Here is a 14,037-nt window from a genome sequence, read left to right on the forward strand (position 1 = left end):
GTCCGCGGAGAGCGCGTCGGCGGAGCGCGCGTCGGCGAGCGGTGCCGATGCCGTCACGGATGCGGGCCGGTCACCCAGCACCGCCACCGTGCGCCTCGACCCCGAGCGCATGCCCGCCGTGCGAGTCGGCTACGCGCCCCAGCGGGACGGCGCGCCGGACGCGGGTGAGATCGTCTGGACCTGGGTGCCGTACGAGGAGAACGACGGCCGCGGCAAGGATCGCCCTGTGCTCGTGATCGGCCGGCAGTCCTCCGACCGCGTCTATGCCGTGCGGTTGACGAGCAAGGCGCACGATGGAGAGCGCGACTACCTGTCGATCGGCAGCGGCCCCTGGGACGGGCAGGGGCGCGAGTCCTGGGTCGACATCGAGCAGCTCTACAGCGTGCACGAGCGGGGACTGCGGCGGGAGGCCGCCGCGCTCGACCGTGCGCGCTACGACAGGGTCGCCGCTGCGCTGCAGCGCCGCTACGGCTGGGCCCAGGGCTGAGCTACGGCGTCGCGATCCGCGCGGCGCCAATCCGATGGGGCGCGGGCGCCGAACCTCTTGTGAGTCGCCGTCGGCGGCACCCAAGGAGGAATCATGCGTTTCATCCCCACCAAGGTCCACGGAGTGCTCGACTACGTCGTCGGCGTCGCCCTGATCGCGGCACCCTGGCTGTTCGGCTTCGCAGGCATGGGCGGAGCGGCCGTCATCATCCCGATCGTGCTGGGCGTCGGGCTCATCGTCTACAGCCTCTTCACGAAGTACGAGTGGGGCCCGTTCGGCGTCATCCCGATGCCCGTGCACCTCGTCTTCGACATCGTCGCCAGCCTGTTCCTCGCGCTCTCGCCGTGGATCTTCGGTTTCGCGAACCAGGCACCCAACGTATGGCTTCCGCACGTGATCGTCGGGGCGGCGGTCATCGTGGTCGTGCTGTTCTCCCAGCCGCAGCCGCAGGAGAGCCGTTCGAGCGTCCGCGCGGCCTGATCCGGACGCGACCACGGGCGGCCGGCTCTCGAAGCACGGCCGCCCGTCGTCGTCTGTGACGGAGACCTGCTAGTCCGCGTCGTCCGTGTCCGCGTCCTCGGTCGCCTCGGCGGTGTCGCCGACCTGCGCCGGCGGAAGGTCCTGCAGGAACTCGCGGTCCTTGTTCGGGTCGCCGCTCCCGTCGCCCGCGAGCGGGTCCTGGGCGCTGAGGTCGTCCGCGGGGATGTTCTCTCTGGCGTTCATGTGCACTCCTCTCCGACGGACGCGAGGTGGTCCGTCGACGGCCATGCTCCCGCGGTCCTCCGTCGCCGGGACAGGCCCTGGTGCGAGTCCCCCCGCGGTGGTACGCCTCAGTCCCCGCGCAACGCGTCGCTGAGCCACCGGGCGTACAGCGCCCACGGGTCGCCGGCCCGGCGCAGTGCGGCGACGTGGGCACGAACCTCGCCGGTCAGGGTGAACCATTCGCCGCCCTCCCTGACGCTCGCGAACTCCCGGTGCCGTTGCTGCTCCACCGCCCGCCCGCCGCGCTCGAACGCGAGCAGCTCGTGATGGCGGATGCTGGCGAGCCTCTGGCGCGGACGCCTGCTGGTCCCGATCTTCACGCGCTGGTCGTAGCGGATGTAGTAGACGACGTCGATACGGGGAAGCGGCAGCTCGGGATCGGGGGAGTCGCCGAAGCGCCAGCCGCAGACGGCGCAGTGCCACGCACCCGCCGTGCGCACACCGCGGGTCCCTCCGCAGAGAGCGCAGGGACCAGGTAGGAGAGGGGCGGGGGCCACGGCGTGAATCTACCCCCACCCGCGGACAGAGGAGCACGTACTGTGCCCGTGCAGAAGGCGCGCCCCTGACGGCGGACGGCTGACAGCACGGCGCGCTCGTGTCAACCTCTCCCGTTCGCCCGCGCGGATTGCCAGACTCGGTCGTATGGTCTTCATCGGATTCCACGCCTCCCATGAGCAGATCCCGCCGAGCGCCCTTCTCGATGCCGTCATCGCGGCGGAGCGTGCGGGCTTCGACGGGGCCATGTGCTCCGATCACCTGGCACCGTGGCTCCCCGAGCAGGGCGAGTCGGGGTTCGCCTTCAGCTGGATCGCCGCAGCGCTTGCGCGCACGCGCTTCCCGATCGGCATGGTCAACGCTCCAGGACAGCGCTATCATCCGGCGGTGGTCGCGCAGGCGTTCGCGACCCTGGAGGAGATGTTCCCCGGAAGGTTCTGGGCGGCCCTGGGCAGCGGCGAGGCCATGAACGAGCACGTGACCGGTGACCCCTGGCCGCCGAAGGACGTCCGCACCGCCCGGCTGGGGGAGACCGTCCAGGTCATCCGCCGGCTGCTCGCGGGGGAGGAGGTCAGCCACGACGGGCTCGTGCGCGTGCATCGGGCACGGGTGTGGAGCCGTCCATCGCAGCCGCCGCCGCTGTTCGCCACCGCCGTGAGCCCGGAGACCGCCGCGTGGGCGGCGTCCTGGGCCGAGGGCCTCGCCACGGTCGCGCAGGAGCCTGCAGCGCTGCGTCGTGTCATCGACGCGTACCGGTCGGCGGGCGGGCGGGGGCCGTGCATCCTCCAGGTGCACCTGAGCTGGGCGGTCTCGGACGCTGAGGCGCTCCGTATCGCTCGCGAACAGTGGCGCCAGGGGGTCCTCACGCCGCCCGTCACCTGGGATCTCGAGCAGCCAGAGGAGTTCATCGCGGCGGTGGGCGACGTCGATGACGATGCGCTGCGCGCAGCCGTGCTCGTCGACCACGACGTGCGCTCTCTCGCCGCGCGGATCGCCGACCTCGTGCGGCTTGGCTTCGACCGCGTCTACCTGCACCACGTCGGAAGCGAGCAGTCCGGGTTCCTGGCAGTCGCGTCCGAACTCATCCCGGCCGTGAAGGAGCTCGCATGAAGATCACCGACACCAGCGACCTGTGGTGGAAGACGGCCGTCGTCTACTGCCTCGACGTCGAGACGTTCCTCGACACCGACGGCGACGGGGTGGGCGACCTTCGCGGCCTCGCCCAGCGGATCGACTACCTCTCGCAGCTCGGGGTGACGTGCCTGTGGCTGATGCCGTTCTACCCGACGCCCGACCTCGACGACGGGTACGACGTCAGTGACTTCTATGGGATCGATCCGCGGCTCGGCAACCACGGCGACCTGGTCGAGGTGATCCGCACCGCGCGGGACCGTGGGATCCGCGTGATCGTGGACCTCGTGGTCAATCACACCTCCGACCGGCATCCGTGGTTCCGCGCGGCGCTCCGGAGCGTGGACTCCCCGTATCGCGACTACTACGTCTGGCGGGATGATGCGCCGCCCAAGGGGCAGAAGAACGCGGTGTTCCCCGGTCAGGCCGACGGCATCTGGACCAAGGACGAGAAGTCGGGGCAGTGGTACCAGCACAGCTTCTACGAGCACCAGCCCGACCTGAACGTCGCTAATCCTGCCGTGCGCGACGAGATCGCCAAGGTGATCGGGTTCTGGCTTCAGCTCGGCATCTCCGGGTTCCGCGTCGACGCGGTGCCGTTCTTCCTGGAGATCCCGAAGACCGCGGACGTGCCCGAGCCGCACGAGCTGCTCAGAGACATCCGCCGATTCCTGCAGCGGCGCTCCAGCGAGGCCGTGCTGCTCGGCGAGGTGAACCTGCCGTACGCCGACCAGGTCGCGTACTTCGGCGGCACGGACGGCGACGAGCTGACGATGCAGTTCGACTTCATCGCGATGCAGGCGTTCTACCTCTCGCTCGCCCGGCGTGACCCGGCTCCGCTCGTGACCGCGTTGCGGGCGCGGCCGTCCCTCGGCCCTGAGGTGCAGTGGGCGAACTTCCTCCGCAACCATGACGAGCTCACGCTGGACAAGCTCACCGACGCGGAGCGCCAGGAGGTGTTCGACGCGTTCGCGCCCGACGAGCGGCAGCGCGTGTTCGGACGAGGGATCACCCGACGGCTGCCGCCGATGCTGGAGGGCGACCCCCGCCGCATCCGCATGGCCTACAGCCTGCTCTTCACGCTGCCGGGGACGCCCGTGCTGTTCTACGGCGAGGAGATCGGAATGGGGGAGAACATCGACATCGAGGGCAGGGAGTCGGTGCGCACGCCCATGCAGTGGTCCGCCGACCGCAACGGCGGCTTCTCCGACGCCGCGCCGTCACGGCTCGTGTCGAAGCCGCCGTCGGACGGGTATGCGCCTGCGCACGTCAATGCGGCGGATCAGCTGGAGGACCGCGGCTCGCTGCTGCACTTCGTCCGCGAGCTGACGGCGCGCTACCGCGTGTCGCCCGAGCTCGGCTGGGGCGAGTTCCGCGTGATCGACCAGCCGGTCGCCGCGCTGCTCGTGCATTCGCTGCAATCCGACCTCGGCAGGACGATCGCCGTGCACAACTTCGCGGAGTCCCCGGCGACCACCGCGTTCCGGCTGGAGGACGAGCCGGCGGGGACGGCGCTGGTCGACCTCCTCGCCGCGCAGCGACTGCCGCTCGGCGACGACGGGCGGGTGGAGCTGGAGGTTCCGGGCTACGGATACCGCTGGCTGCGGGTGTCTCGCCCGGGCGACGGCCGCATCCTCTGACCTCAGGCCGCGGTCAGCGAGTTCATCGGCAGACCCGTCTGCTCGCAAGGCGCATGTGCCGATTGTGCGGCCACCTCGCGAGCCCCTAGCGTGGGCAACGCCGCTTGATCCTTCGTGCTGAAGTGATGAACAGGAGTTCTCCCGTTGACCATTGCCCTCACTCACGTCGCCGGTCGCGTCGGCGATCACAACGACCTCGCCATGCATGCCACGCCACTTCTCGCCGAAGTGCTGTCGCAGCGACTCGGGGTGGCCCCGGAAGTTCTCGGTGAATCCGAGCCCGCGCTCGCGGTGAACTGGGATGAAGAACTCGCGGCGGCGACGCCGCTCCTCCAGCGACTCGCTGCGCGATACGAAGAGCTCTTCGTGAAGCAGGAGACGCCGGTGACCGTTCTGAGTCGGTGTGCGCCGGCACTGGCCACGCTGCCTGTCGTCGCTCGCCATCGACCGGACGCCGTGGTGATCTGGTTCGATGCGCACGCCGACCTCAACACGCCGGAGAACACGGCCACCGGATACCTGGGAGGCCTCGCGCTGTCCGGGCCACTGGGGCTCTGGGAATCCGGATTCGGTGCAGGGCTTGCGATGCAGAACGCGATCCTCGTCGGAACCCGAGATCTCGACGAGCCCGAACAGCGACTGGTGGACGACGGCCTCATTCGCCTTGTGCCCGTCGCCGGGGGGATGGCAGAGGAACTCCGGCTCGCGGTGGCGGGCCTGCCGGTCTACGTCCATCTCGACTGCGACGTCCTCGAACCACGGACAGTGCCTACCGACTATCTGGTCCCGGGCGGCATGACCCTCGACCAGCTGCGAGCGTGCGCTGAGGTCCTCGCGGAAAGCGAAGTGGTCGGCATCGAGATCGGGGAGCTGGAGATCGGGGAGGACGCAGCCGATACGGCTCCGTCGCGAATGCTCGCCTCCGCGTTGGAGCCGCTGCTGCGCGCAGCATGACCGCCGGGAGAAAGGAAGAACCCCCTGGCCGTGCCAGGGGGTGGTGGTGGGCGATACCGGACTCGAACCGATGACCTCTTCCGTGTGAAGGAAGCGCGCTACCAACTGCGCCAATCGCCCATACCCGCGGGGTACGTCAACCGATACTACCCGACGCCTGAGGGCTCTGATGACCACTCGGTGAGACACGCGCGAGATTCCGTGCGGGTTTGGCGGAGCGCCGATCATCGGCTAATGTTTCATGAGTGCCCGGGACAACCGGGAACGAAATGCGGATGTAGCGCAGTTGGTAGCGCACAACCTTGCCAAGGTTGGGGTCGCGAGTTCGAGTCTCGTCATCCGCTCGAGTGCAGTAGATCTTCTCGAAGATCGGCAGCACGTGGGGTCAATCCACACGGTGGCGTGGCCGAGCGGCTAGGCACCGGCCTGCAAAGCCGTTTACACGGGTTCGAATCCCGTCGCCACCTCACGGGAAAACTGAATAGCCCCAACGGGCGCGATTGGCGCAGCGGTAGCGCGCTTCCCTGACACGGAAGAGGTCACTGGTTCGATCCCAGTATCGCGCACCACCTGAAACCCCCGGGATACCCGGGGGTTTTCTGCTGTCTGGGTGGCTTGGCACGTGCGTCGCGGAGCGGTTCGCGCCGGCTCGCGCCGCTCCTGCCACAATGACCGGAGTCGCGCTGCACCGTCAGCGCTTTCCTGAACCACAGAGAGCGCCATGAACAACGTCTATGAATCCCTGGCGGAGTTGGTGACGGCGGGGGCGGCGATCATCGCCGTCGTTCTCAGCATCGCCGCGTTCACCATCGCACGCCGCTCGGAGCGACGGCACCTGTTCGTCCAGATCCACGAGCTGCTGACGAGCCCCGAGTCGCAGGCGGGACGACGCCTTCTTCACGACGCGAAGGACGCGAGGGAGCTCGATCGCCTGCGCAGGAAGAGGGATCCGAGGGAGTACGACCTGATCAACCGCGCGGTGAGCCAGTTCAACACCCTCGCGCTCTATGCGCGGCACGGCTACCTCCCGCTGGAGATGGCGAAGCTGCAGTGGGCGGACACCATTGTCCGGTCCTGGCCGCGGATCGAGGTGTATCTCCTCTGGCGCCGCAAGGCGCACGCGGCGCCGGCACTCTGGGAAGACCTCGTGTGGTTCGCCCAGGAGTGCGGTGCACCCGTGAGGGCCGATCTGCGCGAGCGGCGAGCCTGACCGGGACTCGTTGCCGAGCGTGACCTGTCCGGGCGCGCATTCCTTCTCCGAGCAGCGGATCCGCCATCCCGCGCGCCACGAGACCCCGGAAGACCCGGGGTCTCGTGGCTCGGACGGTCAGGCGCGTGCGCGGTGAGCGCCGTTCTCCGGCACGCGCGGCTCACGGCTCACGAAGATGCCGAGCAGCACCATGCCCACCGCGAGGCCGAGGTGCAGCCAGTTGTCGGCGTTGTTCACCGGCAGGAAGTTCAGCTGGTCGTTGCCGACCGCGATCAGTCCGTAGAGCCACACGACGAGGTAGGCGAGGCCACCGATGATCAGGTACAGGCGCGAGGCGCGGGCGGACGCGGCGAGCGCGATGCCCCCGACGGCGAACAGCAGATGCACGATGTTGTGCAGCACCGACACCTGGAAGACGCCGAGCAGCAGCGCCTCGGAGCCGGCTCCGGCGCCGTGGAGGTGCTCGGCGGAATGGGTGACGCCGGGGATGAACCCGGCGATGCCCACGATCAGGAAGACGATGCCGACGATCAGGGCGGTCTTCTGGATCGGAGTCTGGGCGTAACGGGTCGTGCGGGCGGTGTCGGTCATGGTCCCTCCAGGTGTGAGCGTTTGCCCGACGGTAGAGGTCGCTGTGGAGCGCCTGAGAGCCCATTGACGCCGCGCGCGCCGACGAGTAGCTTCGCGTGCCCGCGTACATCTCGTGTCTCGCGACGGGGCGCTTCTCGCGCCGATTGTCAATCCCATCCCGGCGTCGATACCGGGTTCGTACCCTCGTGCCATGTCCGACACGGCGACCGAGGGTGCCACGCTGCCCGCCTGTGACGCCGGGCGTGACGGCGACACGGGTCTGCGACGCGTGGAGCACCTCGCCCAGCTCGCGGCCGTGGTGCGCGCCTGGCCCGGACTGCACGTCCGCTACTCGGAGGGCCCCGGGGAGGACGGCCGCCGGTCCAGCATCGACACCGAGAGCGGACTCGAGCTGCCGGGCCTGTCCGTCAATCCGCTGGATGCGGAGCGCTGGTGGACGAGGCCGCTCGAAGACTGGCTGGCGCGGCAGCTGTGCCAGTACCAGCACCTCGCCGAGAAGGACCCGCGGCGCATCGCCTGGATCCTGCGCGGCGAGGTGTGCGGTCGGGGACCGGATTGCGAGCCGTTGCTGCGCGATGTCGAGCCGATCGCCGTGCTGAGTGAGCAGGTGCTCGTCGAAGCCAGGGATCGGTACCAGAGGAACTTCGATGCGGGCCGCGGCCCCGCGGACGCTGAGGGGGAACACGATGAGGACGCGTGACGCCTGGACGGAGGTGGTGCCCGGTTTCTTCCAGCTCCGGGTCGCCGACGTGAACTGCTACCTCGTGCGCACCGCCGAGGGCCTGACCCTGTTCGACGCCGGACTGCCGCGCACCGGACCGCTGCTGCGCGACGTGCTGAGGCATCTCGAGGCACGGCTCTCCGACATCGACGCGCTGGTGCTGACGCACGGCCACTTCGACCACGTGGGCACCGCCCGGAAGCTGCACGACGCGGGCGTGGCGGTGTTCGTGCACCCTCGGGACGCCGAGCTGGCGCGCCACCCGTACAGCTACCGCCCCGCGGCACCCCGCGTCACGTACGTGCTCGGGCATCCGCGCGGGATCCCGGTCATCACGCGCATGGCGTTCGCCGGCGCGCTGACCGTGCGCGGCGTCGAGGCGCAGCCACGGGTCGCACACGGTCACGTGATCGATGTGCCCGGCGCTCCGACGGCATTGTGGACCCCGGGGCACACGGACGGGCATTGCGCGTACGTGTTCGAACGCGAAGGCGTGGTGATCACGGGTGACGCTCTCGTCACCCTCGATCCGTACACGGGCGAGTCGGGTCCGCAGATCGTGGCGAACGCCGCGACGAGCGACCCCGCGTCGGCCATGGCGGCACTGGACACGCTCGCGAGCACGGACGCCGGGGTCGCACTGCCCGGACACGGAGAACCGGTGCTCGACGGCGTGCGGTCGGCGGTCTCAGCGGCCAGGCGACGCGGTCCCCACTGAGGCTCCGGGAACATACTGCCCCCGGAGCGCGGCGACGCACCCGTCACGACACCCCGACGGTCCGCTGCCGCAGGGCGCGTGGGACCGAGATCTCAGCGTCGTGCCGTTGTTGCCGCCTGCTTGACCTCGTCGTAGGCGGACAGTGCTGCCTTCCGCGACTCCGCCAGGTCCACGATGGGCGTGGTCGGCGCATCGGCGGCCCACCGTCGCACGTAGGCGCCGTCGCGGTCGAACTTCTTCGCCTGCAGTTCCGGGTTGAAGACGCGGAAGTACGGAGCGGCATCCGCCCCCGAGCCGGCGACCCACTGCCAGTTGAACGGGTTGTTCGCCTCGTCCGCATCGACCAGGGTGTCCCAGAACCACTGCTCGCCGAGCCGCCAGTCGATCAGGAGGTTCTTGACGAGGAACGATGCCACGACCATCCGCACACGGTTGTGCATGTAGCCGGTGTGCCAGAGCTCCCGCATCCCCGCGTCCACCAGCGGCACCCCGGTCTCGCCGTGCTGCCACGCGTCGAGACGCTCCGGGTCCAGTCCTGGCCACGGGAACGCGTCGAACTCGGGCCGCAGGTTCTTCGTGGCGAGGTCGGGGAAGTGGTAGAGCGTGTGCCAGGCGAACTCGCGCCAGCCGAGCTCGGAGAGGAAGCGCCCCGCCCCGGGAGCGTCCGCCGCCTCGTGCCACACCGTGAAGGGGCTGAGCTCGCCCCACCGCAGCCGCGGTGAGAGCAGGGAGGTGGCACCGGCGGCCGGTTCGTCCCTGGCGCGGTCGTACGCGGCGAGGTCGTCGTCCAGGAACTCGCGCAGGCGACGTCGGGCTGCCGGCTCGCCGGGCTCCCACGCGTCGCGCAGGCCCCCCGCCCAGTCCGGGGCGGTCGGCAGCAGCCCCCAGGCGCTCAGGTCGTCCGTGGCCACGGGGTGTCGCAGACCGCGCAGACTCCGCGGGGAGGGGAGAGGTGCACGGGGGGCGGGGAGCGCGAGACAGGCGCGCCAGAACGGCGTGAACACGGAGTAGTGCGTGCCGCTGCCCGTGGTCACGGTCCAGGGCTCGTGCAACAGGGACGCCGCGAACGAGGCGACTTCGACCCCGCTCTCCCGCAGCGCTGACTTGAGCCCGGCGTCGACCTCGCGTTCGGCGCCACCGTACCGGCGGTTCCAGTACACGGCTCCGGCGGACAGCTCCTCCACCAGCTCCCGGATCACGCGGCCGGCGGGACCCCGCCGCAGCACGAGGGTGCTGCCGTGTTCGCGCAGCCGCTCGGCCAGCGAGGCGAGCGAGTGGTGCAGCCACCAGCGAGCGGCTCCGCCGTGCGGGCGGAGGCCCGGCGACTCCTCATCCAGGACGAACACCGCCACGACCGGCTCGTCCCTCTCCACCGCGGCACGCAGAGCCGGGTTGTCGGCCAGGCGCAGATCGTCACGGAACCAGACGAGCGAGGGGGAGGTCATCGCGTGGCCCACAGTGCCCAGCCGATGAGCACGGGCTGAAGGAACAGGCGGCCGAAGCGGCGTGTGTCCGTATCGAGTCCCGGCGTCGAGCGCCCCGTGCGCCACTGGTGCCAGTTGCCGGGGAAGACGGCGGCGAAGAACGCCGCGGTGGCCCAGCCGAGACGTCGCCGCTCGCGGGGGAGCGCGACGAGACCGAGGGCGAGCGCCACCTCCGCGGCACCGGAGGCCAGCACGATCGCATCCTTCTCCATGCCCGTCGCACGCGGCGCCCAGTCGGGCACCACCACGCGGAAGCCGCGCGTGGCGGTGAAGTGCAGCACGCCGATGGCGCCGAGGGCGAGAGCGAGGATCCAGCGGGCGACCGTCCGAGTCATGGGGCAACGCTACCGTCCGCCCGGCGGCTGGCGTCGCGCCGCGGCGCGGGCCGCGCGACGGTCGGGAGGGGGCGCCCGTGCGAGTAACCTGGGTACCGACCCAGATGGAGAGAGTTTCTGTGCCTGAAAACGCCCGGCCGAATGACGGCTTCGCCCTGTTCACTGACCGAAACGTCGTCGCCATGCGCGTCAACGGCGATCTCAAGGATCTCGCCACGACCGTGACCGAGGCCGACGAGGTCGAGCCGGTCACGATCGACAGCGCCGATGGGCTCAACATCCTCCGGCACTCCGCCGCGCACGTGCTGGCTCAGGCCGTCCAGCGCATCAACCCGCAGGCGAACCTCGGGATCGGTCCGCCCATCACCGACGGCTTCTACTACGACTTCGGCGTCGATACCCCGTTCACTCCGGAGGACATCAAGGCCATCACGAAGGAGATGCAGCGCATCGTCCGCGAGGGGCAGCGCTTCGTACGCCGTGTCGTCACGGATGACGAGGCACGTGCCGAGCTCGCCGACGAGCCGTTCAAGCTCGAGCTGATCGGTCTCAAGGGCGGCAAGGAGGCGGCCGAGGGCGCCTCGGTCGAGGTCGGCGAGGGCGAGCTCACGATCTACGACAACACCACGCGCGACGGCGAGGTCGTCTGGAAGGACCTTTGCCGCGGTCCGCACCTGCCCAACACGCGCATGATCGGCAACGGCTGGGACCTCACGCGCATCGCCGCGGCGTACTGGCGGGGGAGCGAGAAGAACCCGCAGCTGCAGCGCATCTACGGCACCGCCTGGCCGACGAAGGACGAGCTGCGCGCCTACCAGCATCGCCTGGAGGAGGCCGCCAAGCGCGACCACCGCCGGCTCGGCAAGGAGCTGGATCTCTTCTCCTTCCCGGAGGAGATCGGCTCCGGCCTGAGCGTATGGCACCCGCGCGGGGGCGTGGTGCGCGGCGAGATGGAGCAGCACGCGCGCAAGCGCCACATCGAGGGCGGCTACACGTACGTGTACACGCCGCACATCTCCAAGGAGGACCTGTTCCTCACCTCGAACCACCTCGTCACCTACAAGGACGGCATGTTCCCGCCGATCGTCATGGACGAGGAGCGCGACGAGAACGGCGAGATCACCAAGCAGGGCCAGGACTACTACCTGAAGCCCATGAACTGCCCGATGCACATCCTCATCTACAAGGAGCGCGCGCGCAGCTACCGTGACCTGCCGCTGCGCTTCGCCGAGAACGGGACGGTGTACCGCAACGAGCTCTCCGGTGCGCTGCACGGCCTCACGCGCGTGCGCGGCTTCACCCAGGACGACTCGCACCTGTTCGTCACGCCCGACCAGCTGGAGGAGGAGGTCGGCAAGGTCCTCGAGTTCATCCTCTCGATGCTGCGCGACTTCGGCCTCACCGACTTCGAGCTCGAGCTGTCCATGAAGGACGACGAGAAGTCGAAGTGGATCGGCTCCGACGAGTTCTGGGAGTCGTCCACCGATGCGCTGCGCCGCGTGGCCGTCGCCTCCGGGCTGAAGCTGACCGAGGTGCCGGGCGAGGCGGCGTTCTACGGGCCGAAGATCGACCTGAAGACGCGCGACGCGATCGGCCGCACCTGGCAGCTCTCCACGGTGCAGGTCGACCCGAACCTGCCGGAGCGCTTCGACCTGGAGTTCATGGACAGGGACGGTCAGAAGAAGCGCCCGATCATGATCCACCGCGCGCTGTTCGGCTCCATCGAGCGGTTCTTCGCGATCCTCCTCGAGCACTACGCCGGCGACTTCCCGGTGTGGCTCTCGCCCGTGCAGGTCGTGGGCATCCCGGTCGCGGACGACTTCGCGGACTACCTCGGCGAGGTGATCGCCACCCTGCGCTCCCAGGGCGTACGGGCCGAGCTCGACACCTCGGACGACCGGATGCAGAAGAAGATCCGCACGCACACGACCGGCAAGGTACCGCTGCTGCTGATCGCGGGCGAGCAGGATCGCGCGGCCGGCACCGTCTCGTTCCGCTACCGCGACGGGTCGCAGGAGAACGGCGTGCCGCTCGCTGCGGCGGTCGCGCGGATCCGCGCCGCGATCGACAGCCACGCGCTCGTGCAGACCGCGGAGGACCTCGCGTGACCGACACGCCGGAGGGGCGGCTGGAAGACGCCGGCCGCCTCGCCGGTGTGCCGGACGAGTTCCAGCGGCTGTGGACCCCGCACCGGATGGCGTACATCCAGGCGGGGCCGGAACCGCTGCGAGAGGAGTGCCCGTTCTGCGAGGCCCCTCAGCATCCCGACGCGGAGCGGCTGATCGTCGCCCGCGGTGCGACGGCGTATGTGCTGCTGAACCTCTTCCCGTACAACTCGGGCCACCTGCTCGTGTGCCCGTATCGTCATATCGCGACCTACGATCAGGCGAACGCGGAAGAGGTCGCCGAGATCGGCGCGCTGACGCAGACGGCCATGCGGGTACTTCGCGAGGTCTCCGGCTGCGACGGTTTCAATCTGGGCATGAACCAGGGCGCCGTCGCAGGGGCGGGCGTGGATGCGCACCTGCACCAGCACGTCGTGCCGCGGTGGCGCTCCGACGCGAACTTCTTCCCGATCATCGCGAAGACGAAGGCACTCCCGCAGCTCCTCGGCGAGGTGCGGGAGGCCGTCGCGAACGCCTGGCCGGTGTGACGGTCAGCGCACCTGACGCGCGGTGAACTGCATGCGCGGGTGGGCGTAGAACTCCTGCGCCTCGATGAGCTGCAGCTCGCGCTCACCGGAGTCGAGCGTGGCCTGCAGCAGGTCGTACACGCTGGACGCGGTGCGCTCGAGAGCGGTCTGCGCGCTCCCCGTCTGCACGTAGTGAGCGGTGAACAGGGCAGCGGTCACATCGCCGGAGCCGTTCGCCTTCATGGGAAGGTGGGGAGTCTGCACGAGCCACGCACCGGCGTCGTCCACGGCGAGCATCTCGATCGTCCCCTCCTCGCGGTCCGGGCGCTCGACGCTCGTGACGAGCACGGTGCGCGGGCCCATGGCGCGGGCGAGGTCGACCGAGGCGAGCGTGGACTCGAGCGTGTCCGGCTCCGTCTCGGTGAGGAAGCCCAGCTCGAACTGGTTCGGCGTGATGATGTCGGCGACCGGCACCACGCGCTCACGGAGCAGGATGGGGATGGCCGGGGCGACGAAGCAGCCGGACTTCGCGTTGCCCATCACCGGGTCGCAGGCGTACACGGCATGGGGGTTCGCCGCCTTGACGCGCGCGACGGCGTCGATGATCACGTCGCCGATGCCCTCGCCGCCCTGATAGCCGCTGAGCACGGCGTCGATGTCGCCGAACACGCCGCGCTCCTCGATGCCGGTGATGACCTCGCGCACGTCGGAGGGATCGATGAGCGGTCCGCGCCACGCGCCGTAGCCGGTGTGGTTGGAGAAGTTCACCGTGTAGACGGGCAGCACCTCGACGCCGAGGCGCTGCAGCGGGAACACCGCGGCGGAGTTGCCGACGTGCCCATAGGCCACGGCGGACTGGATGGAGAGGATCTTCATG

At 69.7% G+C, this 14,037-nt stretch carries 16 protein-coding genes and 4 tRNA genes; 13 read left to right on the plus strand and 7 right to left on the minus strand.

All coding sequences use genetic code 11. The features are described 5' to 3' along the window. Both M3C17_RS00005 and M3C17_RS00010 read left to right on the plus strand, forming a co-directional pair. A partial coding sequence (locus M3C17_RS00005; RefSeq protein ID WP_259975550.1) for a type II toxin-antitoxin system PemK/MazF family toxin occupies window positions 1-487 on the plus strand: 487 nt, incomplete at its 5' end. Window positions 488-580: 93 nt separating this feature from the next. Beyond that, window positions 581-967 carry an SPW repeat protein gene (locus tag M3C17_RS00010; RefSeq protein WP_259975551.1) on the plus strand — a complete coding sequence of 129 codons (387 nt, stop codon included), beginning with the start codon at window positions 581-583 and terminating at the stop codon, window positions 965-967. Between the two features lie 69 nt (window positions 968-1,036). Here M3C17_RS00010 and M3C17_RS00015 read toward each other — a convergent pair whose 3' ends face one another. Beyond that, window positions 1,037-1,210, minus strand: coding sequence for a hypothetical protein (locus tag M3C17_RS00015; protein ID WP_259975552.1), 174 nt, complete (start codon window positions 1,208-1,210; stop codon window positions 1,037-1,039). Between the two features lie 107 nt (window positions 1,211-1,317). Further along, on the minus strand, window positions 1,318-1,689 hold the full coding sequence (locus M3C17_RS00020; protein WP_259975553.1) for a GIY-YIG nuclease family protein: 372 nt from the start codon (window positions 1,687-1,689) through the stop codon (window positions 1,318-1,320). 202 nt (window positions 1,690-1,891) lie between these two features. On the opposite strand from M3C17_RS00020, the gene M3C17_RS00025 reads away from it, so the two are divergent. The 3 genes from M3C17_RS00025 (at window position 1,892) to M3C17_RS00035 (ending at window position 5,469) form a co-directional block, all read left to right on the plus strand. Then, the gene (locus tag M3C17_RS00025; protein ID WP_259975554.1) at window positions 1,892-2,854 is read left to right on the plus strand and encodes a TIGR03885 family FMN-dependent LLM class oxidoreductase; all 963 of its coding nucleotides are present in this window, start codon (window positions 1,892-1,894) and stop codon (window positions 2,852-2,854) included. Next, the gene (locus M3C17_RS00030; RefSeq protein ID WP_259975555.1) at window positions 2,851-4,515 is read left to right on the plus strand and encodes an alpha-amylase family protein; all 1,665 of its coding nucleotides are present in this window, start codon (window positions 2,851-2,853) and stop codon (window positions 4,513-4,515) included. Before M3C17_RS00025 ends, M3C17_RS00030 begins: the two co-directional genes overlap by 4 nt. Before the next feature lie 144 nt (window positions 4,516-4,659). Continuing rightward, window positions 4,660-5,469 (plus strand): arginase family protein, encoded by an 810-nt coding sequence (locus M3C17_RS00035; RefSeq protein WP_259975556.1) that lies wholly within the window; start codon window positions 4,660-4,662, stop codon window positions 5,467-5,469. Window positions 5,470-5,513: 44 nt separating this feature from the next. Here M3C17_RS00035 and M3C17_RS00040 read toward each other — a convergent pair. Further along, a tRNA-Val gene (locus M3C17_RS00040) sits at window positions 5,514-5,589 on the minus strand. Between the two features lie 151 nt (window positions 5,590-5,740). On the opposite strand from M3C17_RS00040, the gene M3C17_RS00045 reads away from it, so the two are divergent. The 4 genes from M3C17_RS00045 to M3C17_RS00060 all read left to right on the plus strand — a co-directional run bounded on the left by M3C17_RS00045 (window position 5,741) and on the right by M3C17_RS00060 (window position 6,679). Further along, a tRNA-Gly gene (locus M3C17_RS00045) sits at window positions 5,741-5,813 on the plus strand. Window positions 5,814-5,865: 52 nt separating this feature from the next. Continuing rightward, window positions 5,866-5,936 (plus strand) — tRNA-Cys (locus M3C17_RS00050). Between the two features lie 27 nt (window positions 5,937-5,963). Then, a tRNA-Val gene (locus M3C17_RS00055) sits at window positions 5,964-6,038 on the plus strand. A gap of 152 nt (window positions 6,039-6,190) precedes the next feature. Then, window positions 6,191-6,679 carry a hypothetical protein gene (locus M3C17_RS00060; RefSeq protein WP_259975557.1) on the plus strand — a complete coding sequence of 163 codons (489 nt, stop codon included), beginning with the start codon at window positions 6,191-6,193 and terminating at the stop codon, window positions 6,677-6,679. Between the two features lie 117 nt (window positions 6,680-6,796). On the opposite strand, the gene M3C17_RS00065 is transcribed toward M3C17_RS00060, so the two are convergent. Beyond that, on the minus strand, window positions 6,797-7,270 hold the full coding sequence (locus M3C17_RS00065; protein ID WP_259975558.1) for a DUF4383 domain-containing protein: 474 nt from the start codon (window positions 7,268-7,270) through the stop codon (window positions 6,797-6,799). Between the two features lie 190 nt (window positions 7,271-7,460). On the opposite strand from M3C17_RS00065, the gene M3C17_RS00070 reads away from it, so the two are divergent. Next, window positions 7,461-7,970 (plus strand): DUF6098 family protein, encoded by a 510-nt coding sequence (locus tag M3C17_RS00070; protein WP_259975559.1) that lies wholly within the window; start codon window positions 7,461-7,463, stop codon window positions 7,968-7,970. Further along, the gene (locus tag M3C17_RS00075) at window positions 7,957-8,709 is read left to right on the plus strand and encodes an MBL fold metallo-hydrolase (RefSeq protein WP_259975560.1); all 753 of its coding nucleotides are present in this window, start codon (window positions 7,957-7,959) and stop codon (window positions 8,707-8,709) included. The genes M3C17_RS00070 and M3C17_RS00075 overlap by 14 nt, the downstream gene beginning before the upstream one ends. A 92-nt stretch (window positions 8,710-8,801) precedes the next feature. Here the strand turns inward: M3C17_RS00075 and M3C17_RS00080 are convergent, their stop codons facing one another. Both M3C17_RS00080 and M3C17_RS00085 read right to left on the minus strand, forming a co-directional pair. Then, window positions 8,802-10,154, minus strand: a complete 1,353-nt coding sequence (locus tag M3C17_RS00080; RefSeq protein ID WP_259975561.1) for a deoxyribodipyrimidine photo-lyase — start codon at window positions 10,152-10,154, stop codon at window positions 8,802-8,804. Continuing rightward, complete coding sequence (locus tag M3C17_RS00085) at window positions 10,151-10,528, minus strand: hypothetical protein (RefSeq protein WP_259975562.1); 378 nt, start codon at window positions 10,526-10,528, stop codon at window positions 10,151-10,153. The genes M3C17_RS00080 and M3C17_RS00085 overlap by 4 nt, the downstream gene beginning before the upstream one ends. A gap of 104 nt (window positions 10,529-10,632) precedes the next feature. Between M3C17_RS00085 and thrS the strand changes: the two genes are divergently transcribed. Together thrS and M3C17_RS00095 are read left to right on the plus strand one after the other, a co-directional pair. Next, entirely contained in the window at window positions 10,633-12,636 is a 2,004-nt protein-coding gene (gene thrS, locus M3C17_RS00090) for a threonine--tRNA ligase (RefSeq protein ID WP_259975563.1), read from the plus strand. Further along, window positions 12,633-13,181 (plus strand): HIT domain-containing protein, encoded by a 549-nt coding sequence (locus tag M3C17_RS00095; protein ID WP_259975564.1) that lies wholly within the window; start codon window positions 12,633-12,635, stop codon window positions 13,179-13,181. Before thrS ends, M3C17_RS00095 begins: the two co-directional genes overlap by 4 nt. Before the next feature lie 3 nt (window positions 13,182-13,184). On the opposite strand, the gene pdxY is transcribed toward M3C17_RS00095, so the two are convergent. Next, window positions 13,185-14,036 (minus strand): pyridoxal kinase PdxY, encoded by an 852-nt coding sequence (gene pdxY, locus M3C17_RS00100; RefSeq protein ID WP_259975565.1) that lies wholly within the window; start codon window positions 14,034-14,036, stop codon window positions 13,185-13,187. Window position 14,037 lies beyond the last annotated feature (1 nt).

It is taken from the genome of Microbacterium sp. p3-SID336 (assembly GCF_025143365.1).
Classification (GTDB): domain Bacteria; phylum Actinomycetota; class Actinomycetes; order Actinomycetales; family Microbacteriaceae; genus Microbacterium.